This is a genomic window from Streptomyces sp. NPDC043996 (assembly GCF_056435225.1).
The window spans coordinates 316064-337475 of sequence record NZ_JBWKEY010000001.1; the positions used below are offsets into that span (position 1 = coordinate 316064).

Annotated in this window: 18 protein-coding genes; 9 read left to right on the forward strand and 9 right to left on the reverse strand. The window is 72.9% G+C overall.

Translation table 11 applies throughout. The features are described from left to right. Nucleotides 1-69 precede the first annotated feature (69 nt). From AC07A4_RS01460 to AC07A4_RS01480, 5 genes are all read left to right on the forward strand, one after another. Entirely contained in the window at nt 70-384 is a 315-nt protein-coding gene (locus AC07A4_RS01460; protein ID WP_478591385.1) for a hypothetical protein, read from the forward strand. 94 nt (nt 385-478) lie between these two features. Then, nucleotides 479-1312 carry a hypothetical protein gene (locus tag AC07A4_RS01465; protein WP_478591388.1) on the forward strand — a complete coding sequence of 278 codons (834 nt, stop codon included), beginning with the start codon at nt 479-481 and terminating at the stop codon, nt 1310-1312. A gap of 97 nt (nt 1313-1409) precedes the next feature. Next, the gene (locus tag AC07A4_RS01470) at nt 1410-3338 is read left to right on the forward strand and encodes a fumarate reductase/succinate dehydrogenase flavoprotein subunit (protein ID WP_478591390.1); all 1929 of its coding nucleotides are present in this window, start codon (nt 1410-1412) and stop codon (nt 3336-3338) included. Further along, entirely contained in the window at nt 3335-4204 is an 870-nt protein-coding gene (locus tag AC07A4_RS01475) for a succinate dehydrogenase/fumarate reductase iron-sulfur subunit (protein WP_478591392.1), read from the forward strand. The genes AC07A4_RS01470 and AC07A4_RS01475 overlap by 4 nt, the downstream gene beginning before the upstream one ends. Before the next feature lie 174 nt (nt 4205-4378). Beyond that, nucleotides 4379-5644: an alpha/beta hydrolase family protein gene (locus AC07A4_RS01480; protein ID WP_478591395.1), complete on the forward strand. Its 1266-nt coding sequence runs from the start codon at nt 4379-4381 to the stop codon at nt 5642-5644. Here the strand turns inward: AC07A4_RS01480 and AC07A4_RS01485 are convergent. Next, nucleotides 5632-6366, reverse strand: a complete 735-nt coding sequence (locus tag AC07A4_RS01485) for an SMI1/KNR4 family protein (protein WP_478591398.1) — start codon at nt 6364-6366, stop codon at nt 5632-5634. The genes AC07A4_RS01480 and AC07A4_RS01485 overlap by 13 nt on opposite strands. Nucleotides 6367-6468: 102 nt before the next feature. Between AC07A4_RS01485 and AC07A4_RS01490 the strand changes: the two genes are divergently transcribed. Then, nucleotides 6469-8187 carry a coiled-coil domain-containing protein gene (locus tag AC07A4_RS01490; RefSeq protein ID WP_478591400.1) on the forward strand — a complete coding sequence of 573 codons (1719 nt, stop codon included), beginning with the start codon at nt 6469-6471 and terminating at the stop codon, nt 8185-8187. After that, nucleotides 8184-8879 carry a PspA/IM30 family protein gene (locus AC07A4_RS01495; RefSeq protein ID WP_478591402.1) on the forward strand — a complete coding sequence of 232 codons (696 nt, stop codon included), beginning with the start codon at nt 8184-8186 and terminating at the stop codon, nt 8877-8879. The genes AC07A4_RS01490 and AC07A4_RS01495 overlap by 4 nt, the downstream gene beginning before the upstream one ends. A gap of 63 nt (nt 8880-8942) precedes the next feature. Here the strand turns inward: AC07A4_RS01495 and AC07A4_RS01500 are convergent, their stop codons facing one another. The 8 genes from AC07A4_RS01500 to AC07A4_RS01535 all read right to left on the reverse strand — a co-directional run bounded on the left by AC07A4_RS01500 (nt 8943) and on the right by AC07A4_RS01535 (nt 19191). Further along, entirely contained in the window at nt 8943-12005 is a 3063-nt protein-coding gene (locus AC07A4_RS01500) for a SpoIIE family protein phosphatase (RefSeq protein WP_478591405.1), read from the reverse strand. Between the two features lie 142 nt (nt 12006-12147). Beyond that, nucleotides 12148-12588, reverse strand: a complete 441-nt coding sequence (locus AC07A4_RS01505; protein ID WP_478591408.1) for an ATP-binding protein — start codon at nt 12586-12588, stop codon at nt 12148-12150. Between the two features lie 333 nt (nt 12589-12921). Then, nucleotides 12922-13317: a (deoxy)nucleoside triphosphate pyrophosphohydrolase gene (locus AC07A4_RS01510; RefSeq protein WP_478591411.1), complete on the reverse strand. Its 396-nt coding sequence runs from the start codon at nt 13315-13317 to the stop codon at nt 12922-12924. A 24-nt stretch (nt 13318-13341) separates the two neighbouring features. Beyond that, a complete protein-coding gene (locus AC07A4_RS01515; RefSeq protein ID WP_478591413.1) occupies nt 13342-13524 on the reverse strand; it encodes an SPOR domain-containing protein in 183 nt (60 codons plus the stop codon). A 207-nt stretch (nt 13525-13731) separates the two neighbouring features. Beyond that, nucleotides 13732-15477, reverse strand: coding sequence for a purine-cytosine permease family protein (locus AC07A4_RS01520; RefSeq protein WP_478591415.1), 1746 nt, complete (start codon nt 15475-15477; stop codon nt 13732-13734). A gap of 204 nt (nt 15478-15681) precedes the next feature. Continuing rightward, nucleotides 15682-16434, reverse strand: coding sequence for a GntR family transcriptional regulator (locus AC07A4_RS01525; RefSeq protein WP_478591417.1), 753 nt, complete (start codon nt 16432-16434; stop codon nt 15682-15684). Between the two features lie 286 nt (nt 16435-16720). Next, complete coding sequence (locus tag AC07A4_RS01530; protein ID WP_478591418.1) at nt 16721-18304, reverse strand: S8 family peptidase; 1584 nt, start codon at nt 18302-18304, stop codon at nt 16721-16723. A gap of 380 nt (nt 18305-18684) precedes the next feature. Next, the gene (locus tag AC07A4_RS01535; RefSeq protein ID WP_478591420.1) at nt 18685-19191 is read right to left on the reverse strand and encodes a MarR family winged helix-turn-helix transcriptional regulator; all 507 of its coding nucleotides are present in this window, start codon (nt 19189-19191) and stop codon (nt 18685-18687) included. Nucleotides 19192-19467: 276 nt separating this feature from the next. Between AC07A4_RS01535 and AC07A4_RS01540 the strand changes: the two genes are divergently transcribed. Both AC07A4_RS01540 and AC07A4_RS01545 read left to right on the forward strand, forming a co-directional pair. Further along, nucleotides 19468-20103, forward strand: a complete 636-nt coding sequence (locus tag AC07A4_RS01540) for a malonic semialdehyde reductase (RefSeq protein WP_478591422.1) — start codon at nt 19468-19470, stop codon at nt 20101-20103. Nucleotides 20104-20142: 39 nt separating this feature from the next. Beyond that, on the forward strand, nt 20143-21381 hold the full coding sequence (locus AC07A4_RS01545; RefSeq protein WP_478591425.1) for an MFS transporter: 1239 nt from the start codon (nt 20143-20145) through the stop codon (nt 21379-21381). Nucleotides 21382-21412 lie beyond the last annotated feature (31 nt).

Genomic DNA, 21412 nt, shown 5'->3' on the forward strand with positions numbered 1-21412 from the left:
GCGCAACACTCGCAGGCGCATGAGCGTCACACGCGTGTTGCCACCCGCACCCCGAAGTGAGGGCAAGTCATGGCACTGCAGGACGATCTGACGGCCATTCAGCGCTGCGTGGACGACCTGGTCCGCACCGTGGGCCTGGTCGAGCAGCGGGCCGGAACAGAACTGGCGGGCGTCGACTTCCGCCGGGTCCGCATGGACACCGACCACCTGCGCGAGAGCGTCGCGCTGCTGCGCGAGGCGGCCGCCCCGTCCACCCAGAAGACGCCCCCGCCCCCACCGGCGCGGCCCGTCATGGTGCCCGTACCGGACACACCGTACGACCGATCCCTGTGGACGGACACGGACGACGAGGGCCTGGGCGCCCGCGACCGCCGCGCGCCCTAACGCACCCCGCACCCCGCCCGGCGCGCGGCCCCGCGGACCGCGCGCCCCGCCCCACCCGTCGCAACCCATCCGTCGACGAAGGAGTGGAGCCTCGTTGGCCACTGGCACCGAACCCCATCTGAACAAGGGCACGGCCCCCGGCGGCGTACGGCACGGCACGCGCGCCGCGATCGCCGCTGCCCATCTGCGGACGGACCGCTGGTGGCTGCAGCCCGCCGCGACCGCCGCCGGACTGCTCGCCTTCATCGCGTACTCGACGTGGCGGGCGTTCGCGAACGCCGACTACTACCAGGCGCCGTACGTCTCGCCGTTCTACTCGCCGTGTCTCGCCGACAATTGCGAGCCGATGCGCAACGGCCCCAACTGGGATCTTTTCGGCAGCTGGTGGGGCCTCTCGCCCGCGCTGCTCATCCTCATCTTCCCGCTCGGCTTCCGCCTCACCTGCTATTACTACCGCAAGGCCTACTACCGCGGATTCTGGGCGTCACCGCCCGCCTGCGCGGTCGCCGAACCGCACGCGTCGTACACGGGTGAGACGCGTTTCCCGCTGATCCTGCAGAACATCCACCGGTACTTCTTCTACGCGGCCGTCCCCGTGGCCGGAATCCTCACGTACGACACCGTGCTCTCCTTCCGCGACGAGCATTACGCCTGGGGTCACATGGGGCTCGGCACCCTGGTGTTCCTGGTGAACATCGCGCTGATCTGGGCGTACACACTGTCCTGCCACTCCTGTCGGCACATCGTCGGCGGAAAGCTCAAGCACTTCTCCAAGCATCCGGTGCGCTACCGCCTTTGGCAGTGGGTAGGCGCTCTGAATGGCCGTCATATGCAGCTCGCCTGGGCCTCACTGGTGAGCGTGGCACTCGCCGACTTCTACGTGTATCTGATCGCCTCCGGCGCCTTCGACGACCCGAAGCTCTTCTGACCACCGACGACCTTTCGAAGCTTCGCCCTGCGAACCTTCGAACCATCGACCAGCAAACGGCAAGCTATGAGTGAACGAATGAAATAGGGGCGCTCTGATGTCGCAAGTGGAACGGCAGCAGTGGGATGTCGTCGTGGTGGGCGCGGGGGGCGCGGGTCTGCGGGCCGCGATCGAGGCGCGCGAACAGGGCGCCCGTACGGCCGTGATCTGCAAGTCGCTGTTCGGCAAGGCCCATACGGTGATGGCCGAAGGCGGCATCGCGGCGGCCATGGCGAATGTGAACTCCGGCGACAACTGGCAGGTGCACTTCCGTGACACGCTGCGCGGCGGGAAGTTCCTCAACCAGTGGCGCATGGCGGAACTCCACGCGCGCGAGGCGCCCGACCGGGTGTGGGAGCTGGAAACCTGGGGCGCGCTCTTCGACCGCACCAAGGACGGCCGCATCTCGCAGCGGAACTTCGGCGGGCACGAATATCCAAGGCTCGCCCACGTCGGCGACCGTACGGGACTGGAGTTGATCCGCACCCTCCAGCAGAAGATCGTGGCGCTCCAGCAGCAGGACAAGAAGGAATTCGGCGACTACGAAGCCAGGTTGAAGGTCTTCCAGGAGTGCACCGTCACCCGCGTCATGAAGGAAGGCGACCGGGTCAGCGGGGCGTTCTGCTACGAACGGGAGAGCGGGCGCTTCTTCGTGATCGAGGCGCCGAGCGTCGTGCTCGCCACCGGCGGCATCGGGAAGTCCTTCAAGGTGACGTCGAATTCATGGGAGTACACGGGCGACGGGCACGCGCTCGCCCTCCTCGCGGGCGCCCCGCTGCTGAACATGGAATTCGTGCAGTTCCACCCGACGGGAATGGTGTGGCCGCCGTCGGTGAAAGGCATCCTCGTCACCGAGTCGGTGCGCGGTGACGGCGGGGTGCTGCGCAATTCCGAGGGCAAGCGGTTCATGTTCAACTACATTCCGGACGTCTTCAAGGAGAAGTACGCGGAGTCGGAGGAAGAGGGCGACCGCTGGTACGAGGACCCGGACCACAACCGCCGCCCCCCGGAGCTGCTGCCCCGCGACGAGGTCGCGCGCGCCATCAACTCCGAGGTGAAGGCAGGCCGCGGCTCCCCGCACGGCGGCGTGTTCCTCGACGTGTCCACGCGGATGCCCGCGGAGGTCATCCGGCGTCGGCTGCCGTCCATGTACCACCAGTTCAAGGAGCTCGCCGACGTCGACATCACCGCCGAGGCGATGGAGGTCGGGCCGACCTGCCACTACGTGATGGGCGGCATCGCGGTCGAATCCGACACGGCGGCGGCGCGCGGCGTGCCCGGCCTCTTCGCGGCCGGTGAGGTCGCGGGCGGCATGCACGGCTCGAACCGGCTCGGCGGCAACTCCCTCTCCGACCTGCTGGTCTTCGGCCGCCGGGCCGGTCTGTACGCGGCGCGGTACGCGGACGAGCTCGCCGTACGGCCGATCGTGGACGACCCGCAGGTCGACACGGCGGCGGCGGAGGCACTGCGTCCGTTCAGCGCCGAGGGCCCCGAGGACGGGGCGACGCCGGAGAACCCGTACACCCTCCACCAGGAACTCCAGCAGACGATGAACGACCTCGTCGGCATCATCCGCCGCGAGGGCGAGATGGAACAGGCCCTGGAGAAGCTCGCCGGGCTGCGGGTACGGGCGCGCCGGGCCGGGGTCGAGGGCCACCGGCAGTTCAACCCGGGCTGGCACCTGGCGCTCGACCTCAGGAACATGCTGCTGGTCAGCGAGTGCGTGGCGCGGGCGGCCCTGGAGCGCGCGGAGAGCCGCGGCGGCCACACCCGCGAGGACCACCCCGGGATGAACCGCGACTGGCGCCGCCTCAACCTCCTCTGCCGCCTCACCGACCCGACCGGCGGCCTCGCGGCCACGGACCCCGTGCGCGGCCAGATCGACCTCGAACGCGTCACGACCGACCCCATCCGCCCCGACCTGCTCGCTCTCTTCGACAAGGAGGAGCTGGTCAAGTACCTCGCCGAAGAGGAGCTCTACGAGTGAGCACTGCCGCATCTGATTCCGTTTCCGGCTCCTCTTCCGGCTCCTCTTCCGGCTCGTCTTCCGGCTCGTCTTCCGGCTCGTCTTCCGGCTCCGCGTCGAGCGCGTACCAGGCGCGGTTCAGGGTCTGGCGCGGCGACACCGAGGGCGGCGGCCTGGAGGACTTCGAGGTCGAGGTCAACGACGGCGAGGTGGTGCTCGACATCATCCACCGCCTCCAGGCCACCCAGGCGCCGGACCTGGCGGTCCGCTGGAACTGCAAGGCGGGCAAGTGCGGTTCCTGCTCGGCGGAGATCAACGGGCGGCCGCGGCTGATGTGCATGACCCGCATGTCGGTGTTCACGCGGGACGAGACGATCACCGTCACGCCGCTGCGCGCCTTCCCCGTCGTCCGCGATCTGGTGACCGACGTCGGCTACAACTACGCCAAGGCGCGCGAGGTGCCCGCCTTCGTGCCGCCGCCGGAGCTGGGGGCCGGTGAGTACCGCATGATGCAGGAAGACGTGGACCGCTCCCAGGAGTTCCGCAAGTGCATCGAGTGCTTCCTGTGCCAGGACACCTGCCATGTGGTGCGTGACCACGAGGAGAACAAGACGTCGTTCGCGGGGCCGCGCTTCCTGATGCGCGTCGCCGAGCTGGACATGCACCCCCTGGACGCGGCCGCCACGGAGGGCCTGGACCGCAAGACGACCGCGCAGGAGGAGCACGGTCTCGGCTACTGCAACATCACCAAGTGCTGCACCGAGGTCTGCCCGGAGGGCATCCACATCACGGACAACGCGCTGATTCCGTTGAAGGAGCGCGCTGTCGACCGGAAGTACGACCCGTTGGTGTGGCTGGGGAACAAGATTCGGCGGCGGGGGGTGTAGCCGGGGGGCGGAAGTGAGGGGCTCGGGGCGCGCGTTGGGCGCGGGGCGCTGGGCGCGAGGCGCTGGGCCAGGGGCGCGAGGCACTGGGCCGGGGGCTTTGTGGGGGTAATCCCCCAGGCGATTCTCTTGATCGCCCCCATGGTTCCGGGGGCGGGCGGCGGCCAGCATGGAGGCATGGAGATTCGTACCGCGCGGCGTCGTCCGCGCTCGCTGAAGGTGCTGGTGGCCGCGGGGCTCGTGGCGGCGGTGACGCTGGGGGCCGGGGGCGCCGCACCGGCCTTCGCGCAGGAGTCCGGGGGCACCTCGGGCGCCCACGCACCGGACGCGGTCCGCCCGGCGCTGCCCGCCCCGACGGGACCGCACCCGGTCGGCACCCTCTCCACCCGCCTCGTCGACCACACGCGCACCGACCCCTGGGTCACCTCGCGGCCGTTCCGCGAACTGATGGTGAGCGTCTGGTATCCGGCGCGGCAGACGCCCGGCCCCAAGCCCGCCCCGTATATGGCGCCGGGCGCGGCCGAGGCCTGGGACGCCGCGGCACCGCACGGGATTCCGAAGGGAACCGTCGACTGGGCGGGCATGCGGTCACACGCCCGCCAGGGAGCCCCGGTGGACACACGGGACGGACGCCGCCCGGTGCTGGTGTACGCGGCGGGGGCCAACGACCCGCGCACCTGGGGCACCGCGCTCGTCGAGGAGATGGCCAGCCGCGGCTATGTCGTCATCACCGTCGACCACACCTATGAGTCCCCGGGCGTGCAGTTCCCCGACGGCTCGGTCAAGGGCGACAAGCCCCTGCGGGACGCCCTCGCCCAGGTGCACGACGAGGCGTCGCTGTCCCGGCTCCTGAAGAAGGTCCTGTCCATCCGGGTCGCCGACGACAAGTTCGTCCTCGACCGGCTCGGTGACCTGCCGCACGGCCTGTCCAAGGTGATCGACCGCGGCCGCGTCGGCATGTTCGGCCAGTCCGCGGGCGGAATCGCCGCCGCCGAGACGATGTACGAGGACCGGCGCGTAAAGGCGGCCATCAACCTGGACGGGACCTTGGAGTACAACGGCGAACCAAAGGGCACCCACCTCATGCCGGTCGCCCGCAACGGCGTCGACCGCCCGCTGCTCCTGATGGGCCGCGAAGGCAGCGACCACACCACGGAGCCCTCCTGGCGGTCCTTCTGGACCCGCAGCCCCGGCTGGAAGCGGGACTTCACGCTCCAGGGCGCCAAGCACCAGACGTACACGGACCTCGCCGCCGTTCTGCCCCAGTCCGGCCTCCCCCGCGCCGTCGTCGAGAAGAACATCGGCACGGTGGACCCCCAGCGGGCGATATCCGCCCAGCGCGCCTATGTGGCCTCCTTCTTCGACCGCTGGCTGCGCCACCAGGACGACCACCTCCTGGACGGCTCGTCGCCCCGCTTCCCCGAAATGCGCTACGTCCCCTGACCGAGGGCTGCCGACGGCGGCCGGACCGCCGTCCGCTCGGCGCGCTCCAGCCACCCCAAGTACCACTGGGCGAACGTGACACGCGGCCGCTCCGGCGACGCCACCGGCCGCACACCCTCGCCCACAGCCCGCACGTCGTCCCAGATGGTGCCGCGCTCGGGGCCCGCGACGACCAGCAGGCTGTAGTAGCCGCAGCCCTGGTGCCCCAGCACGAGGGTGCCGTCGGTCAGGGCGTCATAGAGCTCGTCGTAGCGCTTCTCCCAGGCCGCGTAGTCACGGCGCAGGGCCTCTTCGCCGCCGTCCCCATCACGCCCGTCGTAGTGCTCGGCGCGCGGCTGCTCGGCCTCGTGGGCCTCCAGTTCGTCGGTGGCTTCCGGGCGGAAGGGGAGGGCGCGGGGGCGGGGTGCGGGTTCCTCGTTCGGGGTGCGCTCCGCATCCGGGGCAGGCTCCTCGTCCGGGGCGGGCGGGCGCTGCCGGAACAGGCCGTAGTCCGGGCCCGCGCCGCCCGCGCCGACCTGGAGGAGGAACGTGCGGTACTCGCCGGGGAACTCCTCGCCCGTCCGGCGCTCGATCGCCCGCACCTCCGCCTCGGTGAGCACCGGCTCCAGACGGAACCCATGCCCGTGCCTTCCGGGCCAGTCGGCGCCGAACACCTCACGCCAGTGCGGTGCCTCACGCACGGCGAGCACCCGCTCCCGTACGCCCGCCCAAACCTCGTCCACCAGGTCCCTCCCCTGTCTCCGCCGACCCGTCCGCCGCCACCGTACGAAAGGGACTCCGTCCCCCGGTCGCGGGGCCCCGGAGGCCGACCTACGCTGCCAGATGTGACGTCGTCCTCCCCGTCGCGCGCCGCCGCGCGGGCCGTGGCCGCCGCGCTGCTCCTGTGGTGCGGGCTCCCGGGGCCCGCGGCGTGGGCGCACGCGACGACGACGGAGAGCACCGGGGCACAGGCGGCGCACGCGACCTCCGTGGCGCGTGCGGAGTGGGTGGTTCCCCCAGGGGAGGCCGCTTCGGCCGCCTCGGGCGCTTCGGGCGCCTCAGGCGCTTCGGCCGCTTCGGGCGGCGATGACGACGGTGTGGCGGGTGACCTGGTGCTGCCCGTCGTCGCCGTAGGAGTGGCGGGGGCCTTCGCGGCGGTGGCCTACCGACGGCGCAGGCGGCGCTTCACCACGCGGACGACCCCCGGCGGCACAAGCCCCAAGGGGCCGCAGGCGACCGCGCTGCCCGAGCTTGACGCGCGAGCGGGGCGCCTGCTGGTGGAGATGGACGACGCGGTGCGCGCCAGCGCCGAGGAACTGGCCTTCGCCACGGCGGGGTTCGGTGAGTCGGAGGTCCGGCCGTTCGCGCGGGCCCTGGAGCAGGCCCGCGCGGAGCTGACGGCGGCGTTCCGGCTGCGGCGGCGGCTGGACGACGACGCCTCCTTCGAGGACGACGCGACCCGGCGCCGCATGCTGGACGAGATCGTCGCCCGCTGCGCGGAGGCGGGACGGCGGCTGGACGCTGAGGCCGCCGCCTTCGATGAACTGCGCTCGCTCGAGGGCTCGACGGCCCGCGCCCTGGAGCAGGCGGAGACGGTGTTCCGGCAGGCCAACGCCCGCACCATGGAGGCGGAGTCGGCGCTGAAGGAGCTGCGGGCGGCGTATGCGCCGACGGCGATCGAGGCGGTCGTCGGGAACGTGGAGCAGGCCAAGGACCGGCTCGTCTTCGCCACGGTTCGGCTGAACGGAGCGCGGGCGAGCGCTGACGTGGGCGACAGCGAGGCGGCCGTGGTCGGGCTGCGCGCGGCCGAGGGCGCCATCGACCAGGCGGGCACATTCGCCGCCGCCGTCGTGCGGCTCGCCGGTGACCTCGCGCGGGCCGACGGGTGGCTGCCGGGCGCGCTCGACGGGGCGGAGGCCGACCTCGCGGAGGTGCGGGAACTCCTGGCGGGGCCCGCGGCGGGCGGCGCGGGCGCTGAGCTGCGAGGGCGGGCCGCGCAGGCGGAGTCGGTGGTGGCGGAGGCGCGGCGGGCGGCCGCGGCGGGGGCGTATGACCCGGTGGACGCGCTGCGCCGGGTGGGAGAGGCCGACGCGGCGCTTGTCCACGGCCTCGCGGGCGCGCGGCGGAGCGAGGGCGCCGACGCCCGGTCGCGGTCGCTCCTCGACCGGGCGGTGTTCCTCGCACGCGGCGCGGTCGCCGCCGCCGGGGACTACGTGACGACGCACCGGGGGGCGGTGGGTCTCGAGGCGCGGGCCCGGCTCGCGGAGGCCGAACGGCGGCTGGCGCGGGCGCAGGCCGCGCGGGTCGAGGGCGCCGAGAGCGCCGAGAGCTTCCGGGTGACCGAGGCGCAGCGGGCCGACGCCCTGGCACGGCGGGCGCGGGCGGTCGCCGAGCGGGACGTGCGGGCGTACGGCAATCCGTACGAGGGCGCCGTCCCCGGGAGCGGCGTGGGCGGGGCGGTGGTCGGGGGGATTCTCGTCGGGGGCGGACCGGGCGGCGGCGGGCCGCGGCGCTTCGGCGGGCCCCGGACCCGCGGGCGTCTCGGCGAAGGAGGACGGACATGACGCGGCGGACACTCCTGGGACGCGTGGTCCGGCTCTCCCGGGCCGATCTCCGCTCCCTCATCGACCAGGCGGAGGATCCGGGGAGGGCGCTGGAAGAGCTGATCGGCGCCTACACGGACGTGATCGGCGAGGCCGGGCGGGCGGACGCCGCCGTGGCCGTCGCCGACGCGCGCCCGCTGGAGCGGGACCGCTGGGAGGACGGGGAGACGGCGGCGGCGTGGGGAGCGCGGGCGCGCGACGCCAGCAGGCGGGCCGACGCCCTGCGGCGGGAGGGCCGGGCCGACCTCGCCGACCGGTGCGACGGCCTCGCCAAGGCCGCGCTCGGGCGGCAGCTGCGGTGGGAGGGGCAGGCGAGGGAACTGGAGGAGGTCCTTGCCGCGCGGCGGGACGCCGCCGAGGCCCTCGCGGACGGCCTGGACTCACTGCGGATCAAGCTGACGGAACTGCGCACGCGGCGGGACCAGTTGCTGGCCCACGCCCGCGCCGCGCGGGCCCGCGTCCCCCGCACCGACGGCGCAGCGCACGTGAGCGCGCTGGCACCGGAGCCGGAGCTCGACCGGTTCGCCGAGGTGCTGCGCCGGGCGGACGGTCCCGAGGGGGCCGCGCTCGCCGAGGGGTTCGCCCCGGTGGCGGGCCTGCGGGACGAGGCGGAGGTCGAGGCCCGCCTCGCCGCGCTCAAGGCGACGACCTGACGTCGCACCGGCGAGGCGAGGCGGCCCGTCAGGGGAACGCGGGCGCGGGGCCCAGGTGGGGGGTCAGAACAGGCTCATCAGCGCCTCGGCCGCGTCCATGGGCGGCGCGTCCCCGTCGGGCAGGGCCAGTTCGAACCACACGGTCTTGCCGCGCGGTGTCCTGCGCGAGCCCCAGGCGGCGCTGAGCAGGCCGACGAGCTGGAGCCCGCGCCCGCCCTCGTCGGTGTCGCGGGCGCGGCGGCGGCGCGGCTGCACCAGGCCGCCGTCCCAGACCTCGCAGACCAGGGTGCGGTCGAGCAGCAGGCGCAGCCGGATCTCGCCCTCGCCGTACCGCAGGGCGTTGGTGACGAGTTCGCTGACGAGGAGTTCGGCGGTGTCGACGAGCGCGTCGAGGCCCCACTCCCGCAGCCGCGCGCACGCCAGTTCGCGGGCGTGGCCCACCGAGCGCGGCTCGCGCGGCAGCGCCCAGTCGCCGACGTGCTCGGCGGGCAGCCCCTGCACGCGCGCCAAAAGCAGCGCGATGTCGTCCTCGCCGTGGTGGGTGTCGAGGGTGCTGAGCACGTGGTCGCAGATGTCTTCCAGGGCCCGCGCGGGGTCGGTGAGCGCGCCGACGAACGCGGTCAGGCCCTCGTCCAGGGGGTGGTCCCGGGATTCGACGAGGCCGTCGGTGTAGAGGGCGAGCAGCGCGTCCTCGGGCAGGTCGACGTCGACCTCCTCGAAGGGCTCGCCGCCGACGCCGAGCGGCATGCCGGGCGGCACGTCGAGCATGAGGGCGCTCTCGCCGGGTTCGACCAGGACGGGTGGCAGATGGCCGGCGTTGGCGAAGGTGACGCGGCGCGTGACGGCGTCGTACACGGCGTACACGCAGGTGGCGAGGTAGACCTCGGCGAGGTCGTCGGCGTCGTGGCCCTGGGGGTGCGCCGTCGACGGGCGGGAGGTGCGGCGCGGGCCCGCGGGGTTGCCGAGGCCGCGGGCGATCTCGTCGAGGGCCTCGAGCACCTCGGCGGGCTCCAGGTCGAGCAGCGCGAGGGTGCGCACGGCCGAGCGCAGTTCGCCCATGGCGACGGCGGCGCGCAGGCCGCGGCCCATGACGTCGCCGACGACGAGGGCGGTGCGGTGCCCGGGGAGTTCGATGACGTCGAACCAGTCGCCGCCGACCTCGGTGGCCGCGTTGCCCGGCAGATAGCGGCAGGCGATGTCGAGCCCGGCCGCCTCGGGGTCGCCGGGCGGGAGCAGCGAGCGCTGCAGTATCAGGGCGCGCTCGTGCTCGCGGCGGTAGAGGCGGGCGTTGTCGATGCAGACGGCGGCGCGCGCGGCGAGTTCCACGGCGAGCGCGCGGTCGCGTTCGCCGAACGGCTCGCTGCCCTTCGTACGGGAGAACTTCGCGAGGCCCACCACGGTGTCGTGGGCGACCATCGGCACGGCGAGCGTCGACTGGATGAGGCCGCTGGTGAGGCGGTGTCCGGCCCCGGAGCCCTCGTCGGCGGCGATCAGGCGGGGGCGCGCGGTGCGCAGGGCGTCGGCGCACGGCGAGGTGAAGGGGAAGCGGTGCACGGAGCCGACGTCGATGGGTCCGGCGCCGTCGGGGAAGGGCGCGTCGGCGACGGCGCTGGCGAAGGCGACGCGGCGCAGATCGGCGCTGCCGTCGGCGAGGCCCTGGCGGGTGAGGGCGGTCTCGTCGCCGTCGAGGAGGCCTTGGTAGAGGTCGACGGAGGCGAGGTCGCAGAAGCCGGGGACGGCGACGTCGAGGAGCTCGCGGGCGGTGGTCTCCAGGTCGAGCGAGTTGCCGATGCGGGCGCCCGCCTCGTTCAGGAGGGCGAGGTTGCGGCGGGCGTGGGCGGCCTCGCGGGCGGCGGCGTGGCGGCTCGTCACGTCGTTGCCGAGGCCCGCGATGCCGATGGGGCGGCCCGAGCCGCTGTGCACGCGGTAGAGGTTGATCGTCCAGTGGCGGCGGTCGTTGCTGCCGGGGGCGGGGCCGACGATCTGCATGTCGGTGACGGCCTCGCCGGTCTCCAGGACGCGGCGCAGGGCGGCCTGCAGCCGGTCGGCCTCGTGGCGCGGCAGGTAGTCGTGGACGGTGCGGCCGCGGTGGTCGTCGACGCCGCCGCCGAAGACGGCCGCGAAGCGGCGGTTGGCGCGCTGCACCTTCAGGTCCGTGCCGAACAGCAGGAAACCGAACGGGGATTGTCCGAAAATGGCCTGCGAGGCGGCGAGGTCCGTCTCGATCTGCCGGAGCGCCTGGACGTCGACGACGATACAGACGGCGGACCGCTCGCCGTCCGCCGTCCGCGCGGGCATGACGTAGACCTCGGCGATGCCTTCCCTGGTGCCGCCCGGGCCGGGCGCCGCCGGGCCCGCGGGTCCTTCGTCCGGCTCGGGCAGGTGGAACGGGACCGATCCGGTCCACTCCCGGCCGTCGAGGATCTCGGCCATCTTGCGGTGGCCGCGCGGACGCAGCTCGGGCGCGACGAACGCCTCGATCGGGTCCTTGCCGACGGCGTCGCGCGCGGCCACGCCGAACAGCCGCTCGGCGCGGCCGCTCCACTGGTCGACGAGCCCGTCCGGGCCGATCGAGAACGACGCCACCCTGATGTAGTCGTAGAGGGACCCGGGCGGGCTGCTCTGCCAGGTGACGTCGTCAGGGGTGAGGGGCGGGTGCTCGACGCGCGCGGGGGTGCCCTCGCGCGCGCGGCGACGCGCGTCGGCGCCGGGTCGGGCGGCGGGTACGCCAGCGGCCGCAGGGGGGCCTACGGCGTCGGACGCGTCGTCGTCTACGTCCTCGTCGCCGGGTTCGCGGGCGCCGTGCGGCGGGCCGTTTTCGGCTACCTCGCCGCGGGCACCCGGGCTCTCGCCCGCGCCGACGTCCGCGCGCCCGCCCGCGGCGCCGCCCGCGGCCCCCCGGCCGTCGTCGCGCACGCCGCCGCCCGGGCCGTGGTCCACGCCGCCACCTGCGGTGGCACGCGCGCCGCGGCCCGTGCCGGGCTCCGCGGTCCCCGCCGGCTCCTCGGGCCCGGTGGGGCCCGTGTGCCCCGCCCGTGCCGTCGGCCGCGTCGAACCCGTTGCCTTCGCTGGTATCTCGCTCACGCGAACCGTCCCCTCCAGCTCACCGCGTCCGGCACCGGTCACCGGATGTGGCTGCCCGCAGTATCCAGCACTACGGTGCCGCCCCACACGCCGTTCACGATCACAGCACGGACTCAACCCTTTTTGGCCCGTGACCGCCTTGCGCCCCGTCCGCGCACTTGTACGTGCCGGTGCTTCCTGTCTTCTAACCGGGCAGCGCCAGCTCGAACCACACCGTCTTCCCCGTCGTTCCCGTCCGTCCCGGACGTGTGCCCCAGCGTCTGGAGGACCGCGCGACGAGCTGGATGCCGCGGCCGCCCTCGTCGTCGGGTGCGGCCACGCGCTCGCGCGGCGGGTCGGGTACGGGGTCGGAGACCTCGACGAGCAGGGTGCCCAGGGGGCCGCTCGGCCGGACCAGGCGGACGACGATGGGTCCCGACGCGTACCGCAGGGAGTTGGTCACCAGCTCGCTGACCAGGAGCACGGCGACGTCGCCCAAAGGAGCGAGGCCCCAGGCGCCCAGCTGTTGCCGGACGACCGCGCGGGCCCTGCGGACGGCGCTCGGGTCCGCGGGAAAGTCCCACTCGGCGCAGTCGCCTTCGGTGTCGATCACGCCGATCACTTCCCAGCCCAGCGGCGGAACCATGTCCGGTTTCATGGGGTTAATGGGCACATACCCGATATCCCGGTGGGATTACCGTGTTCAAGGTGGCACTGTGGCACGAACGGCGTACACAGCGCGCAACCCACCCTCCCCTAACCCCGCACGCCCCCCTGTACCCCTGCATCCCGGTGCCGCGGGCGGGGCACTCCTGGGTGCTGGCGCTCGCGGGTATCGGGGGGTGAGGGGGTATCGGGGAGGGCGCCCGGAAACCACCGCGTCACGGGCGGGCGGGTGGGAGAAAACGCCGCGGAGCGGCGGGAACCCCAGCGCCGCGGAGCGGCGGGAACCAGGGGCCGCCGCGGAGCGGCGGCGACCTCAGAACGGCGCGCCCGCCAGGGCCCGTACCGCGGGCACATCCCCCGGCAGCCACTCCACCGCCCACTCCTCCCCCGGCTCAAGCCACCGCAGGGCATCGTGGTCCTGAAGGGCCCTGGGCACCCCCGCGACAAGCCGGGCCCGCCACACCCGCATCACGTACCCCCGCCCGAGGGGGAACTCGCCGGGCACCCGAGCCACCGGCTCCGCGTCGACGCCCAGCTCCTCCTTGAGCTCGCGTACCAGCGCGTCCTCGTCCCGTTCGCCGGGCTCCACCTTGCCGCCGGGCAGCTCCCAGCGCCCGGCGAGCTCCGCGGGCGCGCTGCGGCGTGCGGCGAGGAGTCGGCGCTCGCCGTCGTACAGGGCGGCCCCGACCACCACGATCCGCTCAGTCATGCGCCGGAGCCTACGCCCGCGACGTCATCGACCGCCGTTCTGGTTCAGCCGCTCCACCCAGTACAGCTGCTGGTGGCCGCGGTCATCGAGGCTGTCGGCGATCTTCTGGGCCTCGGCCTTCGTCGCGTACCTGCCGACGCGGTAGCGGTTGCCGTTGTCGTCCTGCCGTATCACGAGCCAGGGAAGTATGACCGTCCCGTCGTTCATGCCGTCCCTCCGCTCCCCGCCCCCGGCGCACCCCACGCCTCGATCAGTAAGGAAACCGCATTCCGCATATGCCCGAGCTTACGCCCGACCTTTACGCAGCGGATACGACTTTGCACAAAGAGATACGCAATCGGCCAGCGCGGAGGGGGCGCGTCCTCCCGGACGCGCCCCCTCCAACGGTCGGCACCGCTCGTGACAAGCCCCGACTCAGCCCTCTTTACGACCCGTTGACCCCGGCACTCCCACGGCGCGCGCCCCCTCGGCGGGCACGCTCGGCAGCGGCATGAGGACGGGCCCGCTCAGGGGCTCCTTGCGGCACCGGTCACCGCACTCGGCGTCGAGCGAGCAGCACAGCGAGCAGATGGGCCCGGACTGGACGGGGCAGTCGGCGATGTCGGGGAGTTCGTACGCCGTCGCGCACACCGCGCAGGTGTGGGTGGCGGTCACGTCCGCCACCGCGACGTGCGGACCGTTCACCGGGTTGGGCCGCGCCAGGTAGTAACGGCCCCCGGTCGCCCACGCGATCAGCGGGCAGAGCGTCAGCGCGAGCCCGGCCGCGATGAACGTGGAGAACGCCTCCGCGTACCGCCCGAACACCCCGAAGAACGCCAGGATCGAGACGGTCGACGCGATCGCCATCGCACCGAACCCCGCCGGGTTCACCGCGTACAGGTACGCCCGTTTGAACTCGATGTACGGCGGGCTCCAGCCGTAGCGCTTGTTGATGACGAGGTCGGCCGCCACGGCCACGATCCAGGCGATGCCCACGTTCGCGTAGAAGCCGAGCAGCGTGTTGAGCGCGGCGAACATGTTCATCTCCATCAGCGTCAGTGCGATGGCGAGGTTGAGGAAGATGTACCAGACGCGGCCCGGGTGCCGGTGGGTCAGCCGGGAGAAGAAGTTCGACCAGGACAGCGAGCCGCTGTAGGCGTTCGTTACGTTGATCTTGATCTGGGAGACGATGACGAAGACGGCCGCGGCGGGCAGCGCGAACGAGCCAAGCCAGGGGCGCAGCGCCTCGATCTGCGGAGCGATCGGTTCCAGGGCGTGTGTCCTGCCGACCGCTGCCAGGGCCACGAAGGCCAGGAACGCGCCACCGAGCTGTTTGGCGGCGCCGATGACGACCCAGCCGGGCCCGGCCGCGAGAACGGCCAGATTCCAGCGCCTGCTGTTCGCCTCGGTCTTGGCGGGCATGAACCGCAAGTAGTCGGCCTGCTCGCCGATCTGGGCGATGAGGGACAGCGCCACGCCGGTGCCGAGCCCGTAGCCGATCCAGGAGAAGCCGGGCCCGGCGCCTTCCGTCCCCTCGAACGAGCCGAACGCGCCCCAGGCCCCGGGCGCCTCGAAGGCGAGGACGACGAAGGGCAGGGCGAGCCCGACCAGCCAGACGGGCTGGGTCCACGCCTGCACCTTCGCGAGCGCGCCCATGCCCCGGAAGACGATCGGGATGACGATCAGCGTCGTCACCAAGTAGCCGATCTCCAGCGGCAGTCCGACGGCCTGGTGCATGGCCTGCGCCATGATCGAGCCTTCGAGCGCGAAGAAGATGAAGGTGAAGGAGGCGTAGATGAGGGAGGTGAGCGTCGAGCCGAAGTAGCCGAACCCCGCGCCCCGGGTCACCAGGTCCATGTCGAGGCCGTACGTCGCGCAGGCCCGCGCGATTGGGACGCCGGTGCCGAAGATGACCGCGGCGGCGGTGAGGATCGAGGCGAGTCCGCTGGTGAAGCCGTAGGTGAAGACGATGGACGCGCCGATCGCGAAGTCGGCGAGGTAGGCGATGCCACCGAGCGCGGTGGAGGCGACCATGGCGGGCGACCAGCGGCGGAAGGAGTGCGGGGCGTAGCGCAGCGAGTAGTCCTCGCGGCTCTCGTCCGCCGCCAGCTTGGCGTAGGCGCGCCGGGGCGGCGGGCCCGCCGCCGCGTGCTCGTCGTCGGGCGTGACCGTATCCGTCATGTGGGTTCCTGGCTTCCGGCCGGACTGCGGGTGGGTACGGGGAGGGAAGGTAGGAGCCTCGCGTGACGGCCCGCCGTCATCGGGCGTTGCCCGGGTGTTACGGGTGCGGGGCGGGCGTTAACACGCGATCACGCCCCGCGCGCGGGGGTTCAGCGCACGGGTTTCAGCGGACGGGTTTCAGCGGACGGGTTCGGCGTACGAGGGTCAGCGGACGGGCAGGTGGTAGCCCACCCGGTAGCGGTCCGCGGGGACGACGATGTCCGCGGTCTCCACGGGGCGCCCCGAGGCGTAGTACGTGCGCTGCACGACCAGGACGACGTGGCCCGGCACGCCGCCGAGCGCGAGCAGTTCCTCGGCGAGTCCGGGGCGGGCGCCGACGTCCTCCGCCACGTTGTCCACGATCACGTCGATGGCGGCCATGCGGTCGACGACGCCGCAGCCGCCGAGGGGCCCCTCCTCGGGGAGCATCACGGGGGTGCGCCCGGTGACGGCGAGCGGCTCCCAGGAGGTGGAGAGCATCATCGTCTCGCCCGCGTCCCGGTAGACGTACTTGGTGCACATCACGCGGTCGCCGACGCGGATGCCGAGCCGCTCCGCGACCGCGCCGTTCGCCTCCGCCTGCTCGCTGCGGGACTCCCAGGTGCCGCGGACGCCGTCGGCGGACTGCTCCTGCCGGAACGGCGAGGAGGCTCCGGGGCCGCGGAAGCCGGTGCGCTCGATGCGGCGCGGCACCGGGCGCTCACGCACATAGGTGCCGGATCCGGAGCGCCCCTCGACCAGGCCCTCGGCCATGAGGACCTTGCGGGCCTCCAGGGCGACCGTGTCCGACACGCCGTACTCCTCGCGGATCCTGGCCTGCGAGGGGAGCCGGGTGTGCGGAGGCAGCGAACCGTCGACGATCTTCTTGCGGAGATCACCCGCGACGCGCAGATACGCCGGCTGCTCACCGAAAGTCACTGGCCACTCCCATCAGGTTGACAGACAGCAACAGCGTGGCAACCGTCGGTTGTGGCCCGCAACCCTAGGCCAAGGAATCACCCGAAGTGATGATTTCCTGGCCCGCAGGGCTTTACGCAGGTCCTTTCAGGCGTTATAGCCCTCAACTACCACCGTGATCAGCGAAGTTGCCCCCACCGTCCGAGGCGAACGCCCCCGGACGCGCCTCGTCCCCGTGACGCGGCCGGAGCCGCACCACGGGGACGAGGTCAGTCACCCGGAACCGGAGGCGGAATCGAGGTCAGGCTCAGAACTGCAGGCCCCAGATGTCCAGCGTGCCCTCGTCCTGGTCCGCGTTGTCCGTCACCCGCAGCTTCCAGGTGCCGTTGGCGGTCTCGGAGGACGCGTTGACCGTGTACGAGGTGTTGATGTCGTCCGAACTGCCGCCCACGCCGAAGTCCTTCAGGACGTACGCCGTGGTGTCGGGGGCGACGAGCTCGACCTTCAGGTCACCGATGTACGTGTGCTTGATGTTGACCGGCACGCTGAGCGTCGACGGAGCGTTGCCCGGGACGCCGGAGACCGTGAGCGGGGACTCCACGGCGGAGTTGTCGGTGATGGAGAAGTCCGCGCCGTTCTCGAACTTCGGTCCCGGCGGGTTGGTGCCGCCCGGGCCCACGTAGAGCAGGCGGTTGGGCGAACCGGTGCCGGGGCTGCCGACCACGTTCGGGGTGGCGGCGGTGACCAGGGCCTGGGAGACCTGGGCCGGGGTGGCGGACGGGTTCTCGGCCACGTAAAGCGCGGCGGCGCCCGCGACGTGCGGCGAGGCCATCGACGTACCGTTGAGGGTGCTGGTCGCCGTGTCGCTGGTGTTCCACGCCGACGTGATGCCCGAGCCCGGGGCGAACAGGTCGAGCACGGTGCCGAAGTTGGAGTAGCTGGCCTTGGCGTCGGTGTTGGTGGTGGCGCCGACCGTGATGGCCTCGGTGACGCGCGCGGGCGAGCGCGTCGAGGCGTTGGTGGACTCGTTGCCCGCCGCGACGGCGTAGGTGATGCCCGCCGCGATGGAGTTGCGCACGGCCGTGTCGAGCGCGCTGTCGGCCGGGCCGCCGAGGCTCATGTTGGCGACGGCGGGCTTGGTGGCGTTGCGCGTCACCCAGTCGATGCCCGCGACGACCTGGGCGGTGGTGCCGGAGCCCTGGTTGTTGAGCACGCGGACGCCGACGATCTTCGCCTTCTTGGCGACGCCGTGCGCGGTGCCGCCGACGGTGCCGGCGACGTGCGTGCCGTGGCCGTGGCCGTCCTGCGCGACGTTGTCGTTGTCGATGGCGTCGTAGCCGTCGAAGGCCCGGCCGCCGAAGTCCTGGTGACTCTTGCGGACGCCGGTGTCGATGACGTAGACGGTGGCGCCCTCACCGGCCTTGTCCGGGTAGGTGTACTTCTGGTCCAGCGGGAGGTTGCGCTGGTCGATGCGGTCCAAACCCCACGACGGCGGGTTGGGCTGGGTCGCGGCGACCGTGTACGTGCGGTTCTGGACGACGGAGGCGACGGCCGGGTCCGCGGCGAACTTCTTCGCCTCGGTCTCGGAGGCCTGCACCTCGTAGCCGTTGAGCACCTTCTTGTACGTGCGCTCGATCTCCGCGCCGTACTCCTTGGCCAGCGCGCGGCCCTTGGCCGAGTCCGCCTTGGCGGCGTCCTCGTCGAGCGTGACGATGTAGCTGTTCGCGACCGCGCCGGGGGCGCCCGCGTACTGGATCCGACCTTCGGTCGCCTGCGCGCTGGCGCTCGCGGGGAGCGCGGACACGACGCCGAGGGCGACGGCCGTGGCGGCGGTCAGGGCGAGGGTGCCGGCACCGGACAGTCTTCGGCGGGTATGACGCGTCACTGCCATCTGAGGGGTCCTCCTCGATCGGTGGTGCGCTGGTGGGGGGCCGCGACAGGGGCATGACAATGCAGCGCCGACATGCCTACGTTGAGTTGATCAATGTTCAACTCCCTGTCGCCGTCGAAAGATTGACGGATCCATAGGAAACCCACAAGGGCCGGGTTCGGACGTAACGGGATTGCCATGTCCTCGCCATGGGCTGCCATGTCCTCGCCATGGGCGCGCATCACTGCCTCGCGAAACGCCCGCGCCCGGCCGGAAACCACCCCGCGGGCGGGCTGGCACCTGGCGCGAAACCGCCTTCCCTGGGGGGGCGACCGATCAGCCGACGGCCGCCCGACCGGCCGACGGCTACTCGATCGGCCGACAGCTACTCGACCGGACGGCTACTCGATCGGCCCGTCGCCGCGCAGCTCCAGGAGCTCGCGCAGCAGCCCGGCGGCGCGCTCGACCTCCCCGCGGTCCAGGCCCTCCAGGAGCCGGGCGTAGTTGCGCAGGTGCTCGACCATCAGCTTGTCCGTGAGCTCCTTGCCCTGCTCGGTGAGGCGGATCTTGACGGTGCGCCGGTCGGCGCCGTCCCGGACCCGCTCCACCAGACCCTTGGCCTCCATCCGGTCGATGCGGTTGGTGATCGCGCCCGAGGTCACCATGGCCGCCTTGAGGAAGGCGCCCGCCGTCAGGGCGTACGGAGGGCCCGAGCGGCGCAGCGTCGTCAGGACGTCGAACTCGCCGTTCTCGATGCCGTGCCGGGCGCAGAACGCCTTGGCCTCGCGGTCCATGACCCGGTGCATGCGCTGCACCCGGGCGAACAGCTGGACCGGCCACAGGTCCTCCGTCAGCTCGGGGCGCTCCTTCTCCCACTGGCCGACGATCGCGTCCACGAAGTCGCTCATCCCGGTCACTCTCCCTCTGGTCGGGCCCCTCGGCGGGCCACCGGCTCCGCCGGTCCCTCCGGGGTCGCCCCCTCAACGTACATCTTCTCAACCTTAAGACACTTGACGCTAAACGAAACCCCGTGCTTTTATCTCAACGTTGAGACTTTCAGTCTTCAGAAAACGAAGGCGAAGACGACTCAGTCGACCTAGATGACCTAGATGACCTAGCCGACCTCGACGACCTCGACGACCTCGACGACCTCGACGACCTCGACGACCTAAGGGAGCACGCCCATGTCCACCGCAGCCCTCTCCGCCCCCACCGCTCACACCGCCCGCCCCGTTCTCTCCCTCGCCCCCGAGGCCCAGGACCTGCTCTTCCGTGAGGCCCGCACCGCGAACACCTTCACCGACGAGCCCGTCACCGACGAGCAGATCCAGGCCGTCTACGACCTGGTCAAGTACGGGCCCACGGCCTTCAACCAGTCGCCCCTGCGCGTGGTGCTCGTCCGCACCCCGCAGGGCCGCGAGCGGCTCCTGCGGCACATGGACGAGGGCAACCGCGCCAAGACCGCCGCCGCCCCGCTCGTCGCGATCCTCGCCGCCGACCACGAGTTCCACGAGGAGCTGCCCCGCCTGGTGCCGCACGCGCCCGACGCGGGCCGCCTGTACTTCTCCGACCGCGCCGTCCGCGAGGAGTCCGCGCTGCTCAACGGCGCCCTCCAGGCCGCGTACTTCGTCGTCGGCGTCCGCGCGGCCGGGCTCGCCGCCGGGCCGATGACCGGGTACGACGCCGCGGGCCTGCGCGCGGAGTTCCTGGACGGCGACCACGAGCCGCTGATGGTCGTCAACATCGGCAGGCCCGGCGCCGACGCCTGGTTCCCGCGCTCGCCGCGCCTGCCGTACGACGACGTCGTCTCCGTGGTCTGACGTCCGCCCGCCGCACACCATTCGCTTCAGGGGGTTCCCATGTCCACCACCGCGCCCGCCGCCACCGCCACCCCGGTCACCCCGGTCACCCCGGCCGCCGCACCCGCCCGCCCGGGCCGGGTGCCCATCCTCTGGCTGGCGCTCCTCGCCGCGCCCGTCGCCGCCGGGGCCAACGCCCCGGTTCTGATCCTGCCGGACATGGCGCGCTCCCTCGGTGTCCCCACGGCCACCGCGACCTGGCTGGTCACCGCCTTCGCCTGGGCGATGGCGGCGGGCACCCCGCTGCTCGCCGGACTCCTCAGGCGGCGCGGCGCCGCCACGGTCCTTCGCCTGAGCGCGGCCCTCGTCGCCGGCGGCACCCTGCTCGTCGCCGCGGCGCCCTGGCTGCCCATGGCCCTCGCGGGGCGCGCCGCGCAGTCCCTCGGCGGGGCGGGCCTGGTCGCGATCGCGATGAACCTCGCGGGCGACGCCCGCCGCATGGGCGTGATCAGCTCCGGCTTCGGCGTCCTCGGCGCGGCGGGCCCGCTGCTCGGCGCGACCCTCACGCACGCGGTGTCCTGGCGGCTCGCGCTCGCCGCGTCGGCGCTCGCGCTCCTCGCGGTCCCCGCGGTCTCCCGGTACGCGGACCGCACGCCGCCCGCCCCCGGCCGCTTCGACGCCCGCGGCGCCGCCCTCCTCATCGCCCTCGCCACCTCCCTGATCCTGCTGCCGACCGCCCCGCTGCCCGCGCTCGCCGGAGCCCTGGTCGCCGCGGTGCTGCTCGCCGCGCACATCCGCCGCCGCCCCGAGGGCTTCGTACCGGCGAAGCTGCTTCGCTCCCCCCTCTTCCTGACCTCCGCGGTGCTCGGCGCCGCCCTGTCGACCTCGTACTTCACCCTCCTGTTCGCCGTGCCCCGGCTGCTCCAGGACCGGGCGGGCTGGACCACCGGCGCGATCGGGACCGGCCAGCTGGTGACGCTGCTCGTCGCCTCCGCGGCGTCCTGGCTGCTCGCGGCGGGCTCAGCCCGGATGGGGCGCGCGGCGGTGCGGACCGTCCTGGTCGCCGTCGGCGTGACGGCCGCGCTCACCGCCGCCTTCGCGGACTCGGGCGCGCTGCTCCTGCTGGCGGCCGGTGCGGCGGCGTTCACCGCGACCGGCGCCAACGCGACGCTGTCCGTGCACGCCGCGTCCGCCACCACCGCCGCCCAGCGCCCCACCGCGATCGGCCTCTTCGCCCTCAGCTACCAGCTCGGCGGCGCCTTCGGCCCCGGCATCGCCACCCTGCTCGTCCTCGGCTAGGCACCCCCTGACGGCCCAGGACGCGAACGGC